The following is a 21,490-nucleotide window of genomic DNA, read 5'->3' on the forward strand; positions in this document are numbered from 1 at the left end:
CCGCAGAAGGCTTTCTCGGGCACCGGTCGTCGACGGTTGCCCGAATGCGCCCGGGCCACCCGTATGCAACTGATATGCGCCGAACGGGTGGCCTTCAACCGCTACTCCCCGGTCGGAAGCGCGACTTCGGCCGCCGCTTCGGGCCCCTGCTCCAAAAGGACGCCGAAACCGTCCTCGTTCAGGACGGGGACCTTCAGTTGCATGGCCTTGTCGTACTTCGATCCGGGGTTGTCACCCACGACGACGAACGAGGTCTTCTTCGAGACCGATCCGGTCACCTTCGCGCCTCTGCTCTGGAGGGCGTCCTTGGCGCCGTCCCGGGTGAAGTTCTCCAGGGTGCCGGTCACGACGACGGTGAGCCCCTCCAGCGGGCGCGGGCCCTCGTCCTCGCCGGTCGACCGCTCCTCCAGCGGGACTCCGGCGGCCTTCCACTTGCGGACGATCTCGCGGTGCCAGTCCTCGGCGAACCATTCCTTGAGCGCGGCGGCGATGATCGGGCCGACACCGTCGGTGGCCGCCAGCTCCGCCTCGGTGGCCTGTTCGATGCGGTCGACGGAGCGGAACTCCCGGGCCAGGGCCTGCGCCGCGACCGGTCCCACGTGCCGGATGGACAGTCCGTTGAGGAATCGGGCCAACGGGCGCTGTTTGGCGGCCTCGATGTGCTCCAGCAGGGCGAGGGTGTTCTTCTTCGGCTCGCCCTTCTGGTTGGCGAAGACCGTGACGACCTTCTCCTCGCCCGTCTTGGGGTCGTGCTTGGGCAGACCGCTGTCCGGATCGAGGACATAGGCCTTGATGGGAAGCAGCTTGTCCACCGTCAGGTCGAACAGATCGCCCTCGTCGACCAGCGGCGGGTCGGCCGGCTCCAGCGGGCGGGTGAGCGCGGCGGCGGCCACCGCCCCGAAGTGCTCGATGTCCAGGCATTCGCGGCCCGCGAGGTAGGAGACGCGCTCCCGCAACTGGGCGGGGCAGGTGCGGGCGTTGGGGCAGCGGAGGTCGATGTCGCCCTCCTTCATGGGCCGCAGCGGTGTCCCGCACTCGGGGCACTTCGCCGGCATCACGAACTCCCGCTCGCCACCGTCGCGCAGGTCGACCACCGGGCCGAGGATCTCCGGGATGACGTCACCGGCCTTGCGGATCACCACGGTGTCCCCGATGAGCACGCCCTTGGCCTTGACGACCTCCTGGTTGTGCAGGGTGGCGAACTCGACCTCGCTGCCCGCGACCGTGACCGGCTCGACCTGGGCGTACGGCGTGACGCGGCCGGTGCGGCCGACGCCCACCTTGATGTCGATGAGTTTGGTGTTGACCTCTTCCGGCGCGTACTTGTAGGCGATCGCCCAGCGCGGCGCCCGCGCGGTGGACCCGAGGCGCCCCTGGAGACGGATCTCGTCCAGTTTGACGACGACACCGTCGATCTCGTGCTCCACGGAGTGCCGGTTCTCGCCGTAGTACGCGATGAACTCCCGGACGCCGTCGAGGTCGTCGACCACGCGGTTGTGCGGGGAGGTGGGCAGGCCCCAGGTCTTCAGCAGGTCGTACGCCTGGGAGAGGCGGGTCATGCCCGAGAAGCCCTCCAGGGCGCCGATGCCGTGGACGACCATGTGCAGCGGCCGGGTGGCGGTGACCCGCGGGTCCTTCTGGCGCAGCGAACCGGCCGCCGCGTTGCGCGGGTTGGCGAAGGGCTTGTCCCCGGCGGCGACCAGGCGCTCGTTGAGTTCGAGGAACCGCTCCATCGGGAAGTAGACCTCGCCGCGGATCTCCACCAGGTCGGGGACCTCGTCGCCGTGCAGGCGGTCCGGGATCTCCGTGATCGTGCGGACGTTCGGGGTGATGTCCTCGCCGGTGCGGCCGTCGCCGCGGGTCGCCGCCCGGGTGAGGCGGCCGTGCTCGTAGGTGAGGTTGACCGCGAGGCCGTCGACCTTCAGCTCGCACAGGAAGTGGTACTCCTGCTCGCCCAGTTCGCGCGCGATGCGGTCGACCCAGGCGGCGAGGTCGTCGTCGTTGAAGGTGTTGTCCAGGGAGAGCATCCGCTGGCGGTGCTCGACGGAGGTGAACTCCGTCTCGTAGGACCCCGCGACCTTCTGGGTCGGCGAGTCCGGGGTGCGCAGCTCCGGGTACTTCTCCTCCAGGGACTCCAGGGTCTTCAGGAGGCGGTCGAACTCCGCGTCGCTGACGACGGGGGCGTCCTTCACGTAGTACCGGAAGCGGTGCTCCTCGATCTGCTCCGCCAGCTGCGCGTGCTGCTCGCGGGCCTCCGCGGGCACCGCCGTGGTCTCCGCTTGCTTGTCGCCGGCCACCGTGTTGTCCTCCCGTTACTCTGGGTTGTCCGCGAGGGATCTCGCCGCCCGGACGCAGTGGGCCAGTGCCTGGCGCGCGTAGGCGGGTGAAGCTCCCGCCAGACCGCACGCCGGGGTGAGCGTGACCGCCTCCGCGAGCAGCTCCGGTCGCAGGCCCAGCCTGCGCCACAACGTCCTGACACCCATGACGCTACCGGCAGGGTCTGACAACGGGCCGTCCGTGCCGGGGACGACACCGGCGAACAGCCGCGTGCCGCCCTCGACCGCCTCCCCGATCACATCGTCGTCACGCTCGGTGAGCAGGGAGAAGTCGAAGGAGACACCGGCCGCGCCCGCCCGGCGCAGCAGGGCGAACGGGACGTCGGGGGCGCAGGAGTGGACCACGACGGGTCCGCCGTCGTTCACCCCGACCAGGTCGCGCAGGGTGGACTCGGCCACCTGCCGGTCCACGGCCCGGTGCGTGCGGTAGCCGCTGGCGCTGCGCACCTGTCCGCGCAGCACGGCGGTGAGGGAGGGCTCGTCCAGTTGCAGCACGAGCCGGGCGCCGGGTACGCGCCGGCGTACATCGGCGAGGTGCAGGCGCAGCCCCTCCCCCAGCGAGGCGGCGAGGTCACGGCAGGCGCCGGGGTCCGACAGGGCGACCTCGCCGTTCCTCAGCTCCAGGGTGGCGGCCAGCGTCCACGGGCCGACCGCCTGCACCTTCAGGTCGCCCTGGTAGCCCTGGGTGTACTCCTCCAGCGCGTCGAGGTCCTGTGTCAGCCAGGACCGGGCCCGGCGGGTGTCCCGGCCGGGCCGGTCCCCGATCCGCCAGCCGCTGGGCTCCACGCGCGCGTACAGCTCGACCAGCAGGCCGGTGGTGCGGCCGATCATGTCGGCGCCGGGGCCCCGGGCGGGCAGTTCGGCGAGGAAGGGGAAGTCCTCGAGGGATCCGGTGGCGGTCTTGGCGGCCTCGTGGGCATCACCGCCGGGCAGGGACCCGACCCCGGTGGCACCACCGAATCTGAACACGCTGTTTTCGCTCACCCGGGAAGCCTACGGAACCCGGGGGCCGAGGTCAGCGGCCCGGCCGTACCGTCAGGTCGTTGATCTCCGCGTCCCTCGGCAGATCCAGTGCCATCAGGATCGTCGTGGCGACCGACTCGGGGTCGATCCACCGGTCGGCGTCGTACTCCCTGCCCTCCTGCTGGTGGACCTTGGCCTGCATGGGGCTCGCCGTGCGGCCGGGGTAGACCGAGGTGACCCGGACGCCGCCGGCGTGCTCCTCCTGGCGCAGGGAGTCGGCGAGCGCCTTCAGACCGTGCTTGGAGGCCGCGTACGCGGACCAGCCGGCGGACGCGCTGAGTCCGGCACCGGAGTTGACGAAGATCACATGTCCGCGGGCCGCGCGCAGCTGCGGCAGGAAGTGCCGGGTCAGCTCGGCGGGGGCGATCAGGTTGACGTTGAGCTGGTGGCGCCAGGACTTCGGGGTCAGGTCGCCGACCGGGCCGAGGTCGACCACCCCGGCGATGTGCAGCAGGGAGTCCACCCGGTCCGGGAGCGTCTGGTGGGAGAACGCCCAGGACAGCTTGTCCGGGTCCGCGAGGTCGCCGACCAGGGTGCTCGCCCCGGGGAACCGCGCGGCCAGTTCCTTCGCCCGGCCGGCGTCGCGCGCGTGCAGCACGAGGTCGTCCCCGCGCGCGTGCAGCCGGCCGGCCACGGCGGCGCCGATGCCGGAACCGGCCCCGGTGATCAGATGAGTAGCCATGCCCGCCATGCTCGCATCAGTGGCGGCCGAGTCGCTCCTCCAGGTGGGCCAGGGCGGCGGCCGGCTTCGCGGCGAAGGTGACCAGCTCGGACAGCGGACGCGGCAGGAAGCCCTCGGCCTCCATGCGGCGGAACTGCTCCTCCAGGCCGTCGTAGAAGCCCGCGGTGTTGAGCAGCACGACCGGTTTGGTGGTGCGGCCGTGCTTCTTCAGCTCCAGGATCTCGGTCGCCTCGTCCAGCGTGCCGGTGCCGCCCACCATGATCACCACGGCGTCGGCCTTCTCCAGCAGCAGCTTCTTGCGCTCGCCGAGGTCGGCGGCGATGACCATCTCGTCCGCGCCGGGCCGGGCCTTGTTCGCGAGGAACTCCACGGAGACGCCCAGCAGTCGGCCGCCGGCCTCCTGCACACCGTCCGCGACGACCTTCATCAGGCCGCTGTCGGAGCCGCCCCAGACCAGGGTGTGGCCGGCCTTGCCGACGAGTTCGCCGAACTCGCGCGCGGGGCGCGTGTACCGCTCGTCGAGGTCGGCGGCGGACAGGAAGACGCAGATGTTCATGGCCTCCACGGTACGCGGGAAGAACCGCGGCCCTTGCGGTGCTGTGCTGGTATGGCCCAAGGACACACGATCATCATCGAAGACGGCGAGCGGCACGTGCGCGTGGTGCACGGCGACCAGGTGCTCGCCGAGAGCGACCGAGCCCTCGTGCTACGCGAGACGGGCTGTCCGGAGCGGTACTACATCCCCGCCGAGGACGTCCGCCTGGACTTGCTGACCCCGTCCGAGACCCACACCGTCTGCCCGTTCAAGGGCACCGCGTCCTACTGGTCGCTGCCGGACGCGCCCGACCTGGCCTGGGCGTACCCGGAACCGAAGGAGGACGTGGCCGCGATCAAGGATCACCTCTGCTTCTACCGGCCCGACGTGTCGTGACCGATGAGTCCCGTGCGGTAGGGCAGTCTGCACGGGCATGGACAAGAGGACGACTTCTCGCGACGGCACGTCCCTCGCGTACCAGGTGAGCGGCCAGGGGCCCACGGTGGTCCTGGTGAGCGGCGCGATGTCCACCGGTGGCACGGTGGCGCCCCTGGCCCAGCGGCTCGCGGAGCGCTGCACGGCCGTCGTGTACGACCGCCGGGGCCGTGGCGCGAGCGGTGACACACCGCCCTACGAGGTGGCCCGGGAGATCGAGGACCTGGCCGCGCTGATCGACGCGGTGGGCGGTGAGAGCGCGCTGTTCGGAGTGTCCTCCGGCGGCGCGCTGGTCCTGCGGGCGGCGGCGAGCGGTCTGCCGGTCGGCCGGGTCGCCGTCTACGAGGCGCCGTTCGCCGACTTCCTGCCGGGCGGCGCCGAGCGGGAGGCCGTGTACAAGGAGCGGTTGACCGAGGCGCTCGACGCGGGCCGGCGCGGGGACGCGGTGGCGCTGTTCCTGCGCCTGACCGGGCTGGGCGAGGAGATGATCGAGAGTGCCCGCCGGTCGCCGATGTGGGCCGGGATGGAGGCCGCCGCGCCGAGTCTCGCCTACGACGACGCCGTCATGGGCGACGGTCTGCTCCCCCGGGAGCGGCTCGCCGCGATCTCGGTGCCCGTGCTGTCCGTCGCGGGCGGGGCGAGCCCGGAGTGGATGCGCGAGGCGTCCCGCGCGGTCGCGCAGGCGGTTCCCCGGGGTCGGCACGAGGTCCTGGAGGGGCAGACCCACATGGTGGAACCGGACGTACTGGGACCGGTACTGGCAGACTTCGTCACCGGCTAGCCGGCACGGCCCGGGCCGCGCGGGGTCCGGGCCGGCGGCGTCCCCGGCGGCCCGCCTCGGACCGCGACCCGGCTCGGGCCGTCGGATCGGATCAGCCCGCGGCCCGGATCAGACGGCCGCCCGGATCAGACCGCCGCGGCCGTCGCGCGCGTGGTCGACGCGATCGTCGCCGCGGACTTCGCCGCCGGCTAGCCGGCACGGCCGGCACCGCGCGGGCCCCGGCCGGCGGCGTCCCCGGCGGCCCGCCTCGGACCGCCGCCCGGATCAGACGCGGCGGCCGTCGCACGCGTGGTCGATGCGATCGTCGCCGACCTCACCACGGCCGGCCCGGCCGCGGATGCCCCGGCCGGCGGCGTCCCCGGCGGCCCTCCTCGGACCCCGGCCCGCCTCGGACCGCGGCGGCCGTCGCGCGCGTGGTCAACCCCACCACGCGCGGCCCGGCCCGCGCGGGCCCCGGTCGGCGGCGTCCCTGGCGGCTCGCCTCGGACCCCGGCTCGCCTCGGACCCCGGCCCGCCTCGGACCGCGGCCCGGATCAGCCCGCGGCCCGGCTCGGACCGCCGCGGCCGTCGCGCGCGTGGTCGACGCGACCGTCGCCGCAGACTTCGCCGCCGGCTAGCCGGCACGGCCCACACCGCGCGGGCCCCGCCCGTCGGCGTCCCCGGCGACCCGCCTCGGACCGCGGCCCGGCTGGGACCGTCGCCCGGATCAGACCGCCGCCCGGATCAGACCGCCGCCCGGATCAGACCGCGGCGGCCGTCGCGCGCGTGGTCGATGCGATCGTCGCCGAGCCCACCACGCGCGTGCCGTCGTAGAGCACGATCGCCTGGCCGGGGGCGACTCCGCGGACCGGCTCGGTGAAGGTGACGCGCAGTTCGCCGTCGACCGTCTCGGCGGTCACCTCGGTCTCGCCGCCGTGCGCGCGCAGCTGGGCGGTGTAGGTGCCGGGTCCGGCCGGGGCGGTGCCGCACCAGCGGGGCTTGATCGCGGTGAGGGCGGTGACGTCCAGGGCGGCCGCGGGGCCGACGGTGACCGTGTTGGTGACCGGGGAGATGTCCAGGACGTAACGCGGCTTGCCGTCGGAGGCCGGGGTGCCGATGCGCAGGCCCTTGCGCTGGCCGATGGTGAAGCCGTACGCGCCCTCGTGCGTGCCCAGGCGGTTGCCGTCCTCGTCGACGATGTCGCCCTCGGCGCGGCCGAGCCGGTCGGCCAGGAAGCCCTGGGTGTCGCCGTCGGCGATGAAGCAGATGTCGTGCGAGTCCGGCTTCTTGGCCACCGCGAGGCCCCGGCGCTCGGCCTCGGCGCGGATCTCCTCCTTGGTGGTGACCGTGTCGCCGAGGGGGAACATCGCGTGGGCGAGCTGCCGGTCGTCCAGGACGCCGAGGACGTAGGACTGGTCCTTGGCCATGTCGGAGGCGCGGTGCAGCTCACGCGCGCCGTCCTCGCCGACGATCACCTTGGCGTAGTGGCCGGTGCAGACGGCGTCGAAGCCGAGGGCCAGCGCCTTGTCCAGCAGCGCGGCGAACTTGATCTTCTCGTTGCAGCGCAGGCACGGGTTCGGGGTGCGGCCGGCCTCGTACTCGGCGACGAAGTCCTCGACGACGTCCTCCCGGAAGCGGTCGGCGAGGTCCCAGACGTAGAACGGGATGCCGATGACGTCGGCCGCGCGGCGGGCGTCCCGCGAGTCCTCGATGGTGCAACAGCCCCGCGCGCCGGTGCGGAAGGACTGGGGGTTCGCGGAGAGCGCGAGGTGGACGCCGGTGACGTCATGGCCGGCTTCCGCCGCGCGCGCGGCGGCGACGGCGGAGTCGACCCCGCCGGACATGGCGGCGAGGACGCGGAGGGGACGGGTGCGCTGCGGGGTGTCAGTCATAGCCCTTCCAGGGTACGGGGGCGCGGGAACCGGGTCCGCCCGATATCCGTTGGGGGTGGCATGGGGGCGAGCGAGGACAGCGCGGGAGCGCCGGGAGGCGACACCGGCCGTCGGCTGGGGCGGCGCGCCCTGCTGGCCGGCGGGGCCGCGGCCGCCCTGGGCACGGCGGTGCTCGCCCGGGACGAGCTGTCCCGGCTGTGGTGGCGGCTGCCGGGGGTGGAGAGACCGCGCACGCCGGGCGCGGTGGACTTCCGGGGCGCGCGCTGGGTGGCGGCCTCGCCGGCGAACTACCGGCGCGCGGACCGGCCGGACGACTATCCGGTGGACCGGGTGGTCGTGCACGTCACGCAGGGCGGCTACGCGTCGGCGGTGAAGGTCTTCCAAGACCCGGCGCACGGCGCGGCCGCGCACTACATCGTGCGCGCGGACGGGCAGGTCACCCAGCTGATCCGGGAGCTGGACGTGGCGTTCCACGCGGGCAACCGGCAGTTCAACGAACGCAGCGTCGGCATCGAGCACGAGGGCTTCGTGGAGGACGCCTCCTCCTTCACGGACGCCCTGTACGCGGCGTCGGCGCGGCTGACGGCGGCGGTCTGCGAGCGGTATGGCATGCCCGTGGACCGCGAGCACGTCATCGGCCATGTGGAGGTGCCGGGCACGGACCACACGGATCCGGGGCCGCACTGGGACTGGGAGCGCTATCTGAGGCTGGTCAAACAGGCGCGGGCGGCCGGCGAAAAATCAAGAAGTTAGCCCTTTTTTGTCTGGTATGAGGGGTTTTATACTCAAGTCAGACCTGCGAGACGAGTGAGGGAGTCCAAGCGGAGTAGCCGACTTCAGCGACAGGCAGACGGTCTGCGCTGGTGCCGACGTCGACGCTCGGACTGAGAGGCCGACGGTTGCTGGTACAGAACCCGACGGCGACCCCCAGTCACCTGATCCGGACCATGCCGGCGAAGGGAACCCGCCTCGTAGGTCGTCGGCGTGGGGCGCGGCTTTCGCGTCCGCTTTCGCGTCTCAGCTGAGTCCGGCCGCGCGGGCCCGTTCCACCGCCGGGCCGATCGCCTTGGCGACCGCCTCGACGTCCGCCTCGGTGGAGGTGTGGCCGAGCGAGAAGCGCAGGGTGCCGCGGGCCAGTTCGGGATCCGTGCCGGTGGCGAGCAGCACATGGCTGGGCTGGGCGACGCCCGCGGTGCAGGCGGAGCCGGTGGAGCACTCGATGCCCTGGGCGTCCAGCAGGAGCAGCAGGGAGTCGCCCTCGCAGCCCGGGAAGGTGAAGTGCGCGTTGGCCGGGAGTCGGCCCTCGGGCGCGGGGTCGCCGCCGAGGATCGCGTCCGGTACGGCGCCGCGGACGGCGTCGACCAACCGGTCGCGCAGGGCACCGATCTCGCGCGCGAACCACGAACGCCGCTCGGCGGCGTGGCGCCCGGCGACGGCGAAGGACGCGATGGCCGGGACGTCCAGGGTGCCGGAGCGCACGTGCCGTTCCTGGCCGCCGCCGTGCAGGACCGGGACGGGGGTGTACTCGCGGCCCAGCAGCAGCGCGCCGATGCCGTACGGACCGCCGACCTTGTGGCCGGAGACGGTCATCGCGGCGAGGCCGGAGGCGGCGAAGTCGACCGGGAGCTGACCGAAGGCCTGGACCGCGTCGGAGTGCAACGGGACGCCGAACTCGGCGGCCACGTCGGCGAGTTCGCGGACCGCCATGACCGTGCCGATCTCGTTGTTGGCCCACATCACCGTGGCCAGGGCGACGTCCTTGGGGTTGCGGGCGATCGCCTCGCGCAGCGCTTCGGGGTGGACGCGGCCGTAGGAGTCGACGGGGAGGTACTCGACGGTGGCGCCCTCGTGTTCAGCGAGCCAGTGCACGGCGTCGAGGACCGCGTGGTGTTCGACGGGGCCGGACAGGACGCGGACGCGGGCCGGGTCGGCGGCCCGGCGGGACCAGAACAGGCCCTTCACGGCGAGGTTGTCGGCCTCGGTGCCGCCGGAGGTGAAGACGACCTCGCTGGGGCGCGCGCCCAGCGCTTCCGCGAGGGTTTCGCGGGACTCCTCGACCGTGCGGCGGGCCAGGCGGCCGGAGGCGTGCAGGGAGGACGCGTTGCCGGTGATGCTCAGCTGGGCGGTCAGTGCCTCCGCCGCCTCCGGGAGCATCGGGGTCGTGGCGGCGTGGTCGAGGTAAGCCATGGTGTGCCCGATTCTACGGGTCCCCCGCCCACCGGCTTCGGCCGCGTGGGGTGACGGGGGCGCGGGCCTCGCCGTTCCCCGGTGATCCGTGCGCGGCGGGCCCCGTCGTCCTCGGGGCTTCTCGCGCGCTCGGTGGTGGGTCACAGACTCCAGGACAGCGTGTGGGACGCCTGCATCACGGTCGCCAGGACCACCAGGTCGGCCACGCCCAGGGCCAGGCCGAGCCAGGCGCGCCCGCGGCGGACCGTCCCGCGCCTGAGGGCGACGGCGGCGAGCGCGATCGCGACGGGGCCGAGGAAGAGGTTGAGGACGAGCAGCCCGAGAAGGCCGAGAATGAAGGACGCGACGGCCATGCCGTCGGCGTCGCGGGTGCGCGGGCGAGTGCCGGTGCCCGTACGGGTGGTGTCGGTGCGGCTGGTCGCCGGTGCGGTGAGTTGCATGGTGCTCAGCTCCTTGAGGTCCTGTCCGACGGTCAGTTGGCCGGGGTGCGGCGGCGGGCGTGGCGCTCGCGGAGCGCGAAGACGCCGAGCCAGACGGCGATGACGGCGGCCATCACGGCGGTGACGGTCAGCGGCGCGTGGGCCACGGTGCCCATCACGACACCGAGCAGCATGAGTGCGGCGACGAGGAACAGCATGGGATGAGATCCCCCCTCCGGGATGCCTCGTGTTCAGCCGGTGTGAAGCTTGGGTGAACAGTTGTAGTAACAGTTGTTCACTGACTTCGAGTCTAGCGCGTCCGACGGCTTTTCAATTCCGGAGAACAGTTGTTAACTGGATGACATGAGTCACACCCTCGGTATCCGGCAGGCCCAGAAGCAGAAGACCCGGCAGGCGTTCCTCGACGCGGCACTCGCCCTGCTGGAGGAGCAGAGCCTGAGCAGCCTGGGACTGCGCGAGGTCACCCGGGCCGTCGGTGTCGCCCCCACCGCCTTCTATCGGCACTTCCGCTCGACCGCCGACCTCGGCGTCGCCCTGGTCGACGAGGCGCTGGGCAGTCTGCACCCGATGGTGCGGACAACGGTGTCCACCACCGGCGACAGCTCCGAACGCATCGTGGGCGCGGTGGAGTTGATCGCCCGTCATGTCGAGGCGTTCCCGGCGCACGTGCGGTTCATCGCCCGCGAGCGGCACGGCGGGGTGCAGCCGGTGCGCGAGGCCATCCGGGACCAACTGGCCCGGTTCGCCCAGGAGGTGAAGGCCGAGCTGGCCAAGGACCCCCAGGCGGCGGGCTGGAGCGACGACGACCTGCTGATGCTCGCACACCTCTACGTCGACCAGATGCTCATCACCGCCTCCCTGTTCCTGGAGACGCTGGAGGCTTCGCCGGAGGAGCGGGCGCGCGTGACGCGGCTCGCGACCAGGCAGCTGAGGCTCATCAGCATCGGCCGCGCCCACTGGCAGGACTGAGCCCGCCGACACGGCCGGGCCCGGGCCCGGCCGGCGGCCGGGCCCGGCGGGTTGCGCGCGCTCGGTGGAGGATCACCCGCGCGGGGCCGCCACGGCGCGACCCCGGACCGCGGCGCAGCTGTCGGTCAGCCGAGCCGGACGCGGGCCAGCTGGCGGGACTGGGCGACCAGGCGGTCGGCGCTGTCCCAGACCTCGGCGTCCTCCTCCAGGTAGCCGCCGGCCAGGTTGCGGGTGGTGATCGCCACCCGCAGCGGGCCGGGGGCCGGGCGGTGCCGGACATGGACGGTGAGTTCCACCGTGGGCACCCAGCCCATGATGCCGATCTCGAAGGCGGTGGGCGGCAGGGCGTCCACGGTGAGCAGCAGGGACAGCGGGTCGGCGTCACGGCCGTCGGCGAGGCCGAACCAGGCGCGCATCTCGCCCTTGCCCGAGGGGGCGCCCAGCGCCCAGCCGAGGGTGGCGGGGTCCAGCTTGAGCATCAGGCGGTCGGTGATCGCCGAGCTGCCCGGCACCGGGGCGGGGGCGTCGGCGGGGCCGAAGCACTGGTCCATGGGCGGGATCGCGGGCGGCGTCGCCGTCGTACGGACGTCGTCGGGCAGGGCCGACAGGTCGCCGTAGGAGGCGAGGACGCGGATCCGTTCGACCTCGTTGCCCTGGTCGTCGTACTGGAAGAGCGAGGCCTGGCCGGTGGAGAGGGTGCGACCGGTGCGGACCGTCTGGGTGCGGACGACCGCCGGGCCGGGCCGGGAGGCGGTGAGGTAGTGCGCGGAGACGGTGAAGGGGTCCGGGTGCGGCAGGGCGTCCGCGAGGGCCCGGCCGAGCACGGCCAGCAGATAGCCGCCGTTGACGGCGTTGATGATGGTCCAGCCGGCCGAGAGGTCGGTGTCGTAGACGTCGGCCTCGCGCCGGGTGACCGCGGTGTCGCGGTCGAACTCGCTGTCGCCGATCATGGCCCGCGGTGAGGAGGGGGCGGAAGCTGCTTCTGGCATGGATGAACGGTACAACAGGCAATTACTAAGCGGTAGCTTTCCCCGGCTCCGGACATGATCCGGCAATTTCTCGGTAAGTGTCCCGACACGTCCACAACCCGGAGCCGCGGATTCCCCTCTATGGGGGCATGAGCCTCACCGGGACTCCGTTCCTCTACACGATCGTCGTACTGGCGGTGGTCGCCCTCGTCCTGCCGCTCGTCCTGTGGTCGCGGATGCGCGGGCCCCGGCCCCTGCGGGCCGCGGCCCGGGTGCTGATGCTGCTGTTCGCCCAGGGCACGGCCGTCGCCCTGGTCTTCGTGCTGGTCAACAACCAGAACAATCTCTACGGCGACTGGGACGACCTGCTCGGTACCGGCAACCACGTCCAGCAGGCGGCGGACCTGGGGCGGGACGGCACCGGCGGGATAGCGGTCAGGCGCCTGCCCCGCGTCAAGCAGACCTTCTCCACGGCCGGCGGCCCCGGCATGCACGCGGCCGGCGGGGTGCGCGTCACCCAGCTCAAGGGCCGGGTCTCGGGCGTGAACGCCGAGGTCTACGTCTGGCTGCCGCCGCAGTACGGCGACCCGGCCCACCGGCACACCAGGTTCCCGGTGGTGGAGCTGCTGCCCGGCTACCCCGGTTCCGCGCAGGCCTGGTTCGGGGCGATGAGGGCGCACGAACAGCTGCTGCCGCTGATGCGGAGCGGGCGGGTGGCGCCGTTCATCCTGGTCGCCCCGCGCACCAATCTGCTGGCGGGCGTCGACACCGGCTGCGCCAACGTCCCCGGCCAGGTGAACGCCGACAGCTGGCTCAGCATCGACGTGCCGAAGATGGTCACGGACAACTTCCGGGCCCAGCCGGCGCCCCGCGGCTGGGCGGTGGCGGGCTACTCGGCGGGCGCGCACTGCGCGGCCAAGCTGGCCGTGGCCCACCCGGACCGCTACCGGGCCGCGGTGAGCATGTCCGGCTACAACGACCCGATCGGCGAACCCGGCTCGCTCACCGCCCAGAGCCCGGCCCTGCGCGCCGCGAACAACCCCTATCTGCTGCTGAAGAGGGCGCCCGTGCCGCCCCGGGTCGCGCTGTACCTCTCCGGCGAGTCCGGTGACGGCTACCAGGCGGGCGTGGCCCTGGAGTCGGTCGCCAAGGCGCCGACGACCGTACGCGTGGTGTTCCTGCCGCGCAGCGCGGGCGGCCACACCATGGAGCTGTGGCGTCCACAGGTCCCGGCCGCCTTCCGCTGGCTCACCCTTCAGCTGGGCCAGGGCCGTACCCCGGCGGGCCGGGACGGCGCCTCCACCGGGGCGAGCGGCGCCCTCACCGGGACGACCGCCTCCCTCACCGGGACGGCTGCCGGAGCCGGCGGTCCTACTCCTCCGTCACGGTCGAACGACGATTCCACGCGCGCGGCGCTCGCCAGTGGAACCGCATCGCGAGCAGCCGCAGCGCGAAGGCCGTGACGACCGCGAGCCCGCTGGTGAACGGGGTCAGCGCGCCGTAGTGGATGCACAGCGCGACCATCGTGGCGCCGACGATCGCCGGGACCGCGTACAGGTCGCGGTCCCAGCGCAGCAGGGACGGCACCTCGTTGGCGAGCACGTCCCGCAGCACGCCGCCGCCGACGGCGGTGGCCAGCCCCAGCGTCACCGACGCGGTCAGGCCGAGCCCGTAGCTGTACGCCTTCGTCGTACCGCTCACACAGAACAGGCCGAGGCCGGCCGCGTCGAAGACGAGCACCGCCGCCTGGATGCGCTCCACGTGCGGGTGCAGGAAGAAGACCACGAGCGTGGCGAGCAGCGGCGTGAGGAAGTACCCGAGGTCCGTGAACGCGGCCGGCGGCACGGCTCCGATGATCAGGTCACGGAAGAGCCCCCCGCCCAGCGCGGTGACCTCGGCGAGGACGGCGATGCCGAAGACGTCGAAGTTCTTGCGGACGGCCAGCAGCGCGCCGGAGATCGCGAACACGAAGATGCCGATGACATCGAGCGTGTGCTGGACGGAGGGACTGAAGAGTTGCTGGAGCTGCACCCTGACATTCTCACCCGCCGGAGCGCCTGAACCTTACAAAGCCAGGCCTACAGGGCGGGCTTCCCTGTCGAGAACAGCCAGGCGTCGAACAGGTCGTCCAGCTGACGGCCGCTGACGCGCTCGGCGAGCCGGATGAAGTCTGCGGTGCTCGCGTTGCCGTAGCGGTGCAGGCTGGTCCAGGCGGGCAGCAGCCGGAAGAAGGCAGTGTCGCCGATCCGCTCGCGCAGCGCCTGGAGCGTCATCGCGCCGCGCTGGTAGACGGCGGAGGCGAACATCGTGTCCCGCTGCGGGTCGGCCACCTCGGTCTGCCAGAAGGAGGAGTCGGCGGGCCGGGCGTCGTAGCCGGCGCGGAAGGAGTCGTGGGCGGAGCGGATGCCCTGGTGCTCGGCCCACAGCCACTGGGCGTAGGTGGCGAAGCCCTCGTTGAGCCAGACGTCCTTCCACCGGGCCACGCTCACCGAGTCGCCGAACCACTGGTGGGCCAGTTCGTGCACGATGGTCGTCTCATTGCGCACGGCCGAGTAGGCGGGCTTGCTCTGCACCTCCAGCGAGAACCCGGCCTCGGGCATGTCGTCGACGATCGCGCCGGTCTCCTCGAAGGGGTACGGCCCGAACACCCGCGACCAGTAGTCGGTGGCCGCGGCGGTGACCGCGTACACGTCCACGCTGTTGCCGTTCTTCAGCACGGGGTCGATGGCGACGTAGATCGGCGTGCCGCCGGGGGTGCGTCCGGTGCGCACGTCGAACTTCCCGATGGTGGCGGTGGCGAGGTACGTCGCCATCGGCCGGCTCTCGCGCCAGTGCGTGTACGTCGAGCCGTGCCGGTCGTACGTCGATATCAGCCGGCCGTTGGAGACCGCGGTCAGGCCCTTGGGCGCCTTGATCCGGATGTCGTAGGTGGCCTTGTCGGAGGGGTGGTCGCTCGACGGGAACCAGGTGGAGGCGGCGTTGGGTTCGCAGGCGACGAAGACGCCGTCGTTCGTCTTCATCCAGCCGTACTGGGAGCCGAACACGATGGGGCCGCTGAGGGGCTCGGGTACGCCGCCGTAGGTGACCGAGACGGTGAAGTCGCGTCCCTCGCCCAGGCTTTCGCGGGGCGTGACGGTGATCTCGTCGCCGTCGCGTGTGAACCGCGCCGTCCTGCCGTCGACCTCGATTCTCCGGATCGACAGCTGTTGCAGGTCGAGATCGAAAGTGGAGAGGTTCTGGGTGGCACGCGCGCGCAGGGTCGTACGGCCGTCCATACGGCCGGTGTCCGGGGCGTAGGCGATGTCCAGGTCGTAATGGCGGGCGTCGAAGCCGCCGTTGCCCAGCCGCGGGAAGTAGTCGTCGCCGATGCCGGGCGCGCCGGGGGTGGGGGCGGGGGCGGCGGCGATGACGAAGAAGGAGGCCGCCGCGGTGACGGCGGCCGCCAAACGTGCCGAACGGGAGAGTGCCATGGTCGTCCCTTTCGCGCGTGTACCGATCAGTGCTCGGACACGGACGACTCTGCACTCTCCCCTTCAGGCATGTACATGACTTTGCTCAGTCGTCATGTGGTGCCGCGGCGCTACTTGTCGGTCGGCTCCGGGGAGTCGGTCCCGGCCTCGCGCGCCGTCTCCTCGGCGATGGCCGCCGGCTCCTCGGAGGGAGCGTCGGTGGCGGCGCCGGTGGCGGAGGTGGGCTCCTCGGCAGCGCCGTCGGTGTCGGACACGGCCGGCTCCGGCGTGCTCTTCGCACCGGGACCGGTCTTCCCGGCGGAAGCCTTCGCCACGGAAGCCTTCTTGACGGCCTTCGCGGCGACCTCGCCCTCGGCCTTGTCGTCGGCCTCCACATCGGCCTTGTCGTCGGCCTTCGCGGCGTCCTTGTCGGCGGCCTTGGCCTCGTCGGTCGCGGCGGCCTTCTCCTCGGCCTTCGCGGCGACCTCGCCGTCGGCCTTGTCGTCGGCCTTTTCCTCGACCTTCACGTCGGCCTTCGCGGCGTCCTTGTCCTCGGCCTTCACGTCGACCTTCTCGGCAGCCTTCACGGCGTCCTTGGCGGCGTCCTTGTCGGCGACCTTGGCCTCGGCCTTCGCGGCGGCCTCGTCGGCGACGGCCTTATCCTCGGCCTTCGCGGGAGCCTCGGGCTCCGCGGCCTCGACCGTGCCCGAGACGAGCGCGTCCGGGACCAGCTCGGACGCCTCCTTCGCCGCCGAGAGCAGGACCGTGTCCTGCGGGGCCTGGTCGGCGAAGTTCTCCGGGTGGTGGCAGGCGACCCGCTGACCCGGCTTCAGCTCCACGAGCTGCGGCTCGGTGGTCTTGCAGATCTGCGTCGCCTTCCAGCACCGGGTGTGGAAGCGGCAGCCCGAGGGCGGCGCGATCGGCGAGGGGACGTCACCGCGGAGCAGGATGCGCTCGCTCTTCTGCCCCCGGCGCCGGGTGTCCGGCACCGGCACGGCCGACATCAGCGCCTTGGTGTACGGGTGCATCGGCGCCTCGTACAGCGCGTTGCGGTCCGCCAACTCGACGATCTTGCCCAGGTACATCACCGCGATCCGGTCCGAGACGTGCCGGACGACGGAGAGGTCGTGCGCGATGATGACGTAGGTCAGGCCCAGCTCCTGCTGGAGGTCGTCCATGAGGTTGACGACCTGCGCCTGGATCGAGACGTCCAGCGCCGACACCGGCTCGTCCGCCACGACCAGCTTCGGCTTCAGGGCGAGCGCGCGGGCGATGCCGATGCGCTGGCGCTGACCGCCGGAGAACTCGTGCGGATAGCGGTTGTAGTGCTCGGGGCTCAGACCGACCAGCTCCAGGAGCCGCTGGACCTCCTTCTTCACCCCGCCCTCGGGCTCGACGTTCTGCAGCCGGAAGGGCGCCGAGACGATCGAGCCGATGGTGTGGCGGGGGTTCAGGGAGCCGTAGGGGTCCTGGAAGATCATCTGAATGTCGCGGCGCAGCGGGCGCATCTGCCCGGTGCTGAGCCGCGTGATGTCCTGGCCCTCGAAGGTGATCTTGCCGCCGGTCGGGTCCTGCAACCGGGTGATGACCCGGCCCATGGTCGACTTGCCGCAGCCCGACTCGCCGACCACGCCAAGGGTCTCGCCCTTGCGCACCTCGAAGTCGATGCCGTCGACGGCCTTCACGGCGCCGACCTGGCGCTGCAGGATGCCCTTCTTGATCGGGAAGTGCTTGGTCAGGCCCTCGACCCGGAGCAGCACCTCGCGCTCCGCCGCGGCGTCGTCGGGAGCCGGCGCCTGCTGCGGGATCACGGCCTCGGCCTCGTCCGTCTTCTTGGTCTCACTCACAGCTTCGGCGCAATCTCTTCGGTCCAGATCCGCTGACGGTCCTCCGCCGGGAGGTGGCAGGCGGACCAGTGGCCGCCGTTCACCTGCTCCAGCTCGGGGCGCACCGTGCGGGTGACGTTCCCCTTGGGGATGTCCGCGTACGGGCAGCGCGGGTGGAAGGCGCAGCCCGAGGGGACGTTGATGAGGCTCGGCGGCTGGCCCTTGACCGGGATGAGCCGTTCGGAGGTCTCGCGGTCGATGCGGGGCATCGAGCCGAGCAGGCCCCAGGTGTAGGGGTGCTGCGGCTGCTCGAAGACCTCGTCGGCCGGACCACGCTCGATGCACCGGCCGCCGTACATCACGAGGACGTCGTCGGCGATCTCGGCCACCACACCCAGGTCGTGGGTGATCATGATGACCGCGGAGCCGAACTCCTTCTGCAGGTCCCGGATCAGGTCGAGGATCTGCGCCTGGACGGTCACGTCGAGGGCGGTGGTCGGCTCGTCCGCGATGAGCAGCTCGGGGTTGTTCACCAGCGCCATGGCGATCATGGCGCGCTGGCGCATACCGCCGGAGAACTCGTGCGGGTAGCCGTCGACACGCTTGGCGGGCTCGGGGATGCCGACCCGGTCGAGCATCTCGATGGCGCGCTTGCGGGCGACCTTCCTGCTGACGTCGTGGTGCACCCGGTAGGCCTCGACGATCTGGTCGCCGATCTTGTAGTAGGGGTGCATCGCGGACAGCGGGTCCTGGAAGATCATCGCCATCTCGCGGCCGCGGAGCTTGCGCACCTCGTCCGGGGCGGCGGAGACCAGTTCCTTGCCGTCCAGCCAGATCTCGCCGGTCATCCGCACGTTCTTGCCGCGGGTGCCGAGCCGGTGCAGGCCCATGATGGCCTGCGAGGTGACCGACTTGCCGGAGCCGGACTCACCGACGACGGCCAGGGTCCGGCCCTTCTCCAGCGAGAAGCTGAGCCCGTCGACGGACTTGACCACGCCGTCGTCGGTCGGGAAGTGCACCCTGAGGTCACGGACCTCGAGGAAGGCCTCGGGTGCCTTGCCGGGGGAGGCGGGCTCCCCCACGGCGGCACCGGTCTTGGAGAGTTCGGTCACGAGAGCCTCACCCGCGGGTCGGCGGCGGCGTAGAGCACGTCCACCAGGAGATTTGCTATGACGACGAAGAAGGCGGCGAGCAGGGTCACGCCGAGGATCTTGGGCAGGTCGTTGTCGGTGATGCCCTGCACCGCGTACTGGCCGATGCCGGGCAGCGAGAACACCGACTCGGTGATCACGGCACCGCCGAGCAGCAGGCCGATGTCCATGCCGAAGACGGTGATGATCGGCGTGAGCGCGGCGCGCAGTCCGTGCCGGGTGACGACGGTGCGCTCCCGCAGGCCCTTCGCCCGGGCCGTGCGGATGAAGTCCTCGTTCATCGTCTCCAGCATGCCCGAGCGGGTGAGCCGCGCGTAGATGGCGGAGTACAGCAGGGCGAGCGAACACCACGCAGGGAAGAGGGTGTTGGCCCACTGCGAGGGGTTGTCGGTGAACGGGACGTAGGTCTTGCCGAAGATCGGCCACTGGTATTCGAAGAGCAGGATCGCCAGGTTGCCCGTGAAGAACATGGGCAGCGAGACGCCGGTGAGCGCGATGCCCATGAAGCCCCGGTCGAGCACCGAGCGCGGCTTCAGTGCCGAGACGACACCGGCCACCACGCCCGAGAGCAGCCACAGCACGGCGGCACCCACGGCGAGCGAGAGGGTGATCGGAAGACGTGAGGTGAGCTCCGGCCAGACCGCCTGGTGGTTCTTGAAGGAGTAGCCGAAGCAGGGTGCGTCGCAGTGCACCGTGGTGGGGCCGAGGTCGTAGGTGGCGCCGGCCACGATCCCCTTGATGAAGTGCCAGTACTGGACGTAGACGGGCTGGTCCAGACCGAGGTTGTGCTTGACAGCGGCGATGTCCGCCGGTGACGGGCTCTTGCCGATGTACTGCTGCGCCAACTGGTCCGCTGTCTGGCCGACGAGCCGTGGCAGCAGGAAGAAGATGGCGAAGGTGACCGCGGAGACGACCAGCAGCAGGATCACTGCCGCGAACGTCCGGCGGAGGATGTACGAGATCACGGGGACCGGCGCTGGTGCCCGCGGGCCGCGAAGCCCGCGGGCACCAATGCCTTCACCTGCCTTCCGGGGCTGCTACTTCGACGCGACGCCGATGTTGAGGTAGTCGTACTGACCGCTGAAGGCCGCCGTGGAAACCAGGTTGGTGTAGTTCTGCGGGCGGGCAAGCAGGACCTTGAAGTAGGTCAGCGGGACGATGACGGCATCGTCCATGGTCTTCTTGTCGATCTGCGTGTAGAGGTTGTTGCGCTGGGTGTCGTCCTGGGTACCGATCGCCTTGCCCAGCAGGGCGTTGACGTCCTTGTTGTCGTACTGCGACAGGTTGGTGTTACCGGACTGGCTGATCGCCTTGCCGTTCAGGATCTGCTGCAGGAAGCCGTAGCCGGAGGGCCAGTCGGCACCCCACTGCATCATCTCCAGGCCGATGTTCTGCTTCTTGGTGAACTTCGGCACACCCGCGTAGTCGGTGAAGTACTTGCCGGACGGGTACTGCTTGAGGGTGGCGTTGACGCCGACCTTCTTCAGCGAGTTGATGATCGCCGTGGCGGCGTCGATCTCCTGCGGACGGTCCGAGCGGGCCGAGATGTTCGTCGAGATCGAGGACTTGCCACAGGCCTTCAGCTGGTCCTTGGCCTTGGCGACGTCACCCTTGCCACCGGCCGTGGCGTAGACGTCGGACTTGGCGTAGCCCGGGATGTCGGGCGGCAGGACGGTGGAGGCCACGTCACCGCGGATCGGGCCGCCCTCGGCGGTCTGCACCGAGACCTTGTCGATCGCGTACTGGACGGCCTTGCGGCACTCGACCTTGTCGAACGGCGCGACCTGGGTGTTGATCGCCACGTAGACCAGACGGCCACCGTAGGTGTTGTCCGTGTTGGCCTTCTTGGCGGTGTCGGTGAGCACCTTGGCCTGGGTGGAGGCCTGGACACCGGTACCGGCCAGGTCGATCGCGTCGCCGGCCAGGACGTCCTGGTCGATGGTGTCCGGGTTGACCTTCAGCTTGACGACGATCTTGTCCGGCAGCTGCTTGCGCAGCGGGTCCGTCTTGGCGTCCCAGTTCGGGTTGCGCACGAGGACGGCCTGCTTGCCGTCCTCGTAGCTCTGGAACTTGTACGAGCCCGAGGAGACGATGTGCTTGACGTAGTCGACGCCCGTGTCCTTCGCCTTGGGCACCGGAGCCGTCTGCGGGGCGGCGACCAGGTAGTCGAACTCCTGGAAGGCCTGCTTCAGGTGGAAGACGACCGTGGTGTCGTCCGGCGTCTCGATGGAGGACAGGCCCTTGGCGCTCTTGTCCTTGTAGGGGCCCTTGTACTTGTCGCCGCCGGCCATGAACTGCTGGAAGTAGTTCGGGCCGAGCGAGAGCACGTCACGCGCGAAGTTGGAGCGCTCGACGGCGTACTTGACGTCCTTCGAGGTGATCGGCGAGCCGTCCTCGTACTTCAGGCCCGAACGCAGCTTGTACGTCCAGGTCTTGCCGCCGTCGCTCGAGACACCCTTGCTCGCCGCGAGGTCCGGGACGAGGGTGTTGCCCTTCTGGCCCGCGCCGGGCTGGAAGGTCATCAGCGGGCGGGCCCACAGCCGGCTGAGGTTGTACATGTAGGCGTAGTACGTGTTGCCCGGGTCGAACGAGTCCGGGACGTCCGACAGCTCGTAGGTGAGCGTGCCGCCCTTCTTGTCCGACACGTTGACGACGCCCTTGGTCGCGGCGTTGGCCCCGGCCGACTTGGTGCCGTTCTCGTTCTTGTTGTCATCGGCCTTGCTGCAGCCTGCGAGAAGCAGACTGGCGGAGCCGATGGCCGCGATCGCGGCCAGCGCTGACCTTCGCATGATGGGCGCTTTCCCCTCCATTGTCGGAAACTTTTCGGACTCTCGGTG

General features: G+C 71.2%; 19 protein-coding genes, 1 pseudogene and 1 riboswitch. Of the genes and pseudogenes, 5 read left to right on the forward strand and 15 right to left on the reverse strand.

The window, feature by feature from the left end; genetic code table 11:
* Positions 1-101: 101 nt before the first annotated feature.
* From ligA to ACIBA9_RS35460, 4 genes are read right to left on the reverse strand one after another with little or no spacing between them, the layout of a single operon-like run.
* On the reverse strand, positions 102-2,297 hold the full coding sequence (gene ligA / locus ACIBA9_RS35445) for an NAD-dependent DNA ligase LigA (protein ID WP_399369536.1): 2,196 nt from the start codon (positions 2,295-2,297) through the stop codon (positions 102-104).
* A 15-nt stretch (positions 2,298-2,312) separates the two neighbouring features.
* A complete protein-coding gene (locus ACIBA9_RS35450; protein ID WP_399369538.1) occupies positions 2,313-3,320 on the reverse strand; it encodes a methionine synthase in 1,008 nt (335 codons plus the stop codon).
* 31 nt (positions 3,321-3,351) lie between these two features.
* Positions 3,352-4,041 (reverse strand): SDR family oxidoreductase, encoded by a 690-nt coding sequence (locus ACIBA9_RS35455; RefSeq protein WP_399369540.1) that lies wholly within the window; start codon positions 4,039-4,041, stop codon positions 3,352-3,354.
* A gap of 16 nt (positions 4,042-4,057) precedes the next feature.
* Positions 4,058-4,597: a TIGR00730 family Rossman fold protein gene (locus tag ACIBA9_RS35460; protein ID WP_399369542.1), complete on the reverse strand. Its 540-nt coding sequence runs from the start codon at positions 4,595-4,597 to the stop codon at positions 4,058-4,060.
* A 51-nt stretch (positions 4,598-4,648) separates the two neighbouring features.
* Between ACIBA9_RS35460 and ACIBA9_RS35465 the strand changes: the two genes are divergently transcribed.
* Positions 4,649-4,972 carry a DUF427 domain-containing protein gene (locus ACIBA9_RS35465; protein WP_362161816.1) on the forward strand — a complete coding sequence of 108 codons (324 nt, stop codon included), beginning with the start codon at positions 4,649-4,651 and terminating at the stop codon, positions 4,970-4,972.
* 37 nt (positions 4,973-5,009) lie between these two features.
* A complete protein-coding gene (locus tag ACIBA9_RS35470) occupies positions 5,010-5,792 on the forward strand; it encodes an alpha/beta fold hydrolase (RefSeq protein ID WP_399369544.1) in 783 nt (260 codons plus the stop codon).
* A gap of 740 nt (positions 5,793-6,532) precedes the next feature.
* On the opposite strand, the gene mnmA is transcribed toward ACIBA9_RS35470, so the two are convergent.
* Complete coding sequence (mnmA, locus tag ACIBA9_RS35475) at positions 6,533-7,663, reverse strand: tRNA 2-thiouridine(34) synthase MnmA (RefSeq protein WP_399369546.1); 1,131 nt, start codon at positions 7,661-7,663, stop codon at positions 6,533-6,535.
* A gap of 60 nt (positions 7,664-7,723) precedes the next feature.
* Here mnmA and ACIBA9_RS35480 point away from each other — a divergent pair, with 60 nt between their 5' ends.
* On the forward strand, positions 7,724-8,416 hold the full coding sequence (locus ACIBA9_RS35480; RefSeq protein WP_399369548.1) for an N-acetylmuramoyl-L-alanine amidase: 693 nt from the start codon (positions 7,724-7,726) through the stop codon (positions 8,414-8,416).
* A 46-nt stretch (positions 8,417-8,462) separates the two neighbouring features.
* Positions 8,463-8,642, forward strand: a riboswitch (TPP riboswitch).
* A 38-nt stretch (positions 8,643-8,680) separates the two neighbouring features.
* Here ACIBA9_RS35480 and ACIBA9_RS35485 read toward each other — a convergent pair.
* The 3 genes from ACIBA9_RS35485 to ACIBA9_RS35495 all read right to left on the reverse strand — a co-directional run bounded on the left by ACIBA9_RS35485 (position 8,681) and on the right by ACIBA9_RS35495 (position 10,487).
* Entirely contained in the window at positions 8,681-9,850 is a 1,170-nt protein-coding gene (locus ACIBA9_RS35485; RefSeq protein WP_399369550.1) for a cysteine desulfurase family protein, read from the reverse strand.
* A 140-nt stretch (positions 9,851-9,990) separates the two neighbouring features.
* The gene (locus ACIBA9_RS35490) at positions 9,991-10,290 is read right to left on the reverse strand and encodes a DUF4190 domain-containing protein (RefSeq protein ID WP_399369553.1); all 300 of its coding nucleotides are present in this window, start codon (positions 10,288-10,290) and stop codon (positions 9,991-9,993) included.
* A gap of 32 nt (positions 10,291-10,322) precedes the next feature.
* Positions 10,323-10,487 carry a hypothetical protein gene (locus ACIBA9_RS35495; protein ID WP_362161833.1) on the reverse strand — a complete coding sequence of 55 codons (165 nt, stop codon included), beginning with the start codon at positions 10,485-10,487 and terminating at the stop codon, positions 10,323-10,325.
* A gap of 145 nt (positions 10,488-10,632) precedes the next feature.
* Between ACIBA9_RS35495 and ACIBA9_RS35500 the strand changes: the two genes are divergently transcribed.
* Positions 10,633-11,259, forward strand: a complete 627-nt coding sequence (locus ACIBA9_RS35500) for a TetR family transcriptional regulator (RefSeq protein WP_399369555.1) — start codon at positions 10,633-10,635, stop codon at positions 11,257-11,259.
* 125 nt (positions 11,260-11,384) lie between these two features.
* On the opposite strand, the gene ACIBA9_RS35505 is transcribed toward ACIBA9_RS35500, so the two are convergent.
* The gene (locus ACIBA9_RS35505; protein ID WP_362161838.1) at positions 11,385-12,248 is read right to left on the reverse strand and encodes a thioesterase family protein; all 864 of its coding nucleotides are present in this window, start codon (positions 12,246-12,248) and stop codon (positions 11,385-11,387) included.
* A gap of 128 nt (positions 12,249-12,376) precedes the next feature.
* Here ACIBA9_RS35505 and ACIBA9_RS35510 point away from each other — a divergent pair, with 128 nt between their 5' ends.
* Positions 12,377-13,690, forward strand: coding sequence for an alpha/beta hydrolase (locus ACIBA9_RS35510; protein ID WP_399369557.1), 1,314 nt, complete (start codon positions 12,377-12,379; stop codon positions 13,688-13,690).
* Here the strand turns inward: ACIBA9_RS35510 and ACIBA9_RS35515 are convergent.
* From ACIBA9_RS35515 to ACIBA9_RS35540, 6 genes and pseudogenes are all read right to left on the reverse strand, one after another.
* Entirely contained in the window at positions 13,599-14,258 is a 660-nt protein-coding gene (locus ACIBA9_RS35515; protein WP_362161844.1) for a trimeric intracellular cation channel family protein, read from the reverse strand. The genes ACIBA9_RS35510 and ACIBA9_RS35515 overlap by 92 nt on opposite strands.
* 47 nt (positions 14,259-14,305) lie before the next feature.
* Positions 14,306-15,697 carry a M1 family metallopeptidase gene (locus tag ACIBA9_RS35520; protein WP_399369559.1) on the reverse strand — a complete coding sequence of 464 codons (1,392 nt, stop codon included), beginning with the start codon at positions 15,695-15,697 and terminating at the stop codon, positions 14,306-14,308.
* 602 nt (positions 15,698-16,299) lie between these two features.
* A pseudogene (locus ACIBA9_RS35525) lies at positions 16,300-17,487 on the reverse strand (ABC transporter ATP-binding protein); the annotation flags it as partial.
* 32 nt (positions 17,488-17,519) lie between these two features.
* The gene (locus ACIBA9_RS35530; RefSeq protein WP_362161850.1) at positions 17,520-18,614 is read right to left on the reverse strand and encodes an ABC transporter ATP-binding protein; all 1,095 of its coding nucleotides are present in this window, start codon (positions 18,612-18,614) and stop codon (positions 17,520-17,522) included.
* Positions 18,611-19,618, reverse strand: coding sequence for an ABC transporter permease (locus tag ACIBA9_RS35535; RefSeq protein ID WP_362161853.1), 1,008 nt, complete (start codon positions 19,616-19,618; stop codon positions 18,611-18,613). The genes ACIBA9_RS35530 and ACIBA9_RS35535 overlap by 4 nt, the downstream gene beginning before the upstream one ends.
* Positions 19,619-19,690: 72 nt before the next feature.
* Positions 19,691-21,463 (reverse strand): ABC transporter substrate-binding protein, encoded by a 1,773-nt coding sequence (locus ACIBA9_RS35540; protein ID WP_399369562.1) that lies wholly within the window; start codon positions 21,461-21,463, stop codon positions 19,691-19,693.
* Positions 21,464-21,490 lie beyond the last annotated feature (27 nt).

Origin of the sequence: Streptomyces sp. NPDC051452 (assembly GCF_044454765.1) — a bacterium.
Lineage (GTDB): Bacteria > Actinomycetota > Actinomycetes > Streptomycetales > Streptomycetaceae > Streptomyces.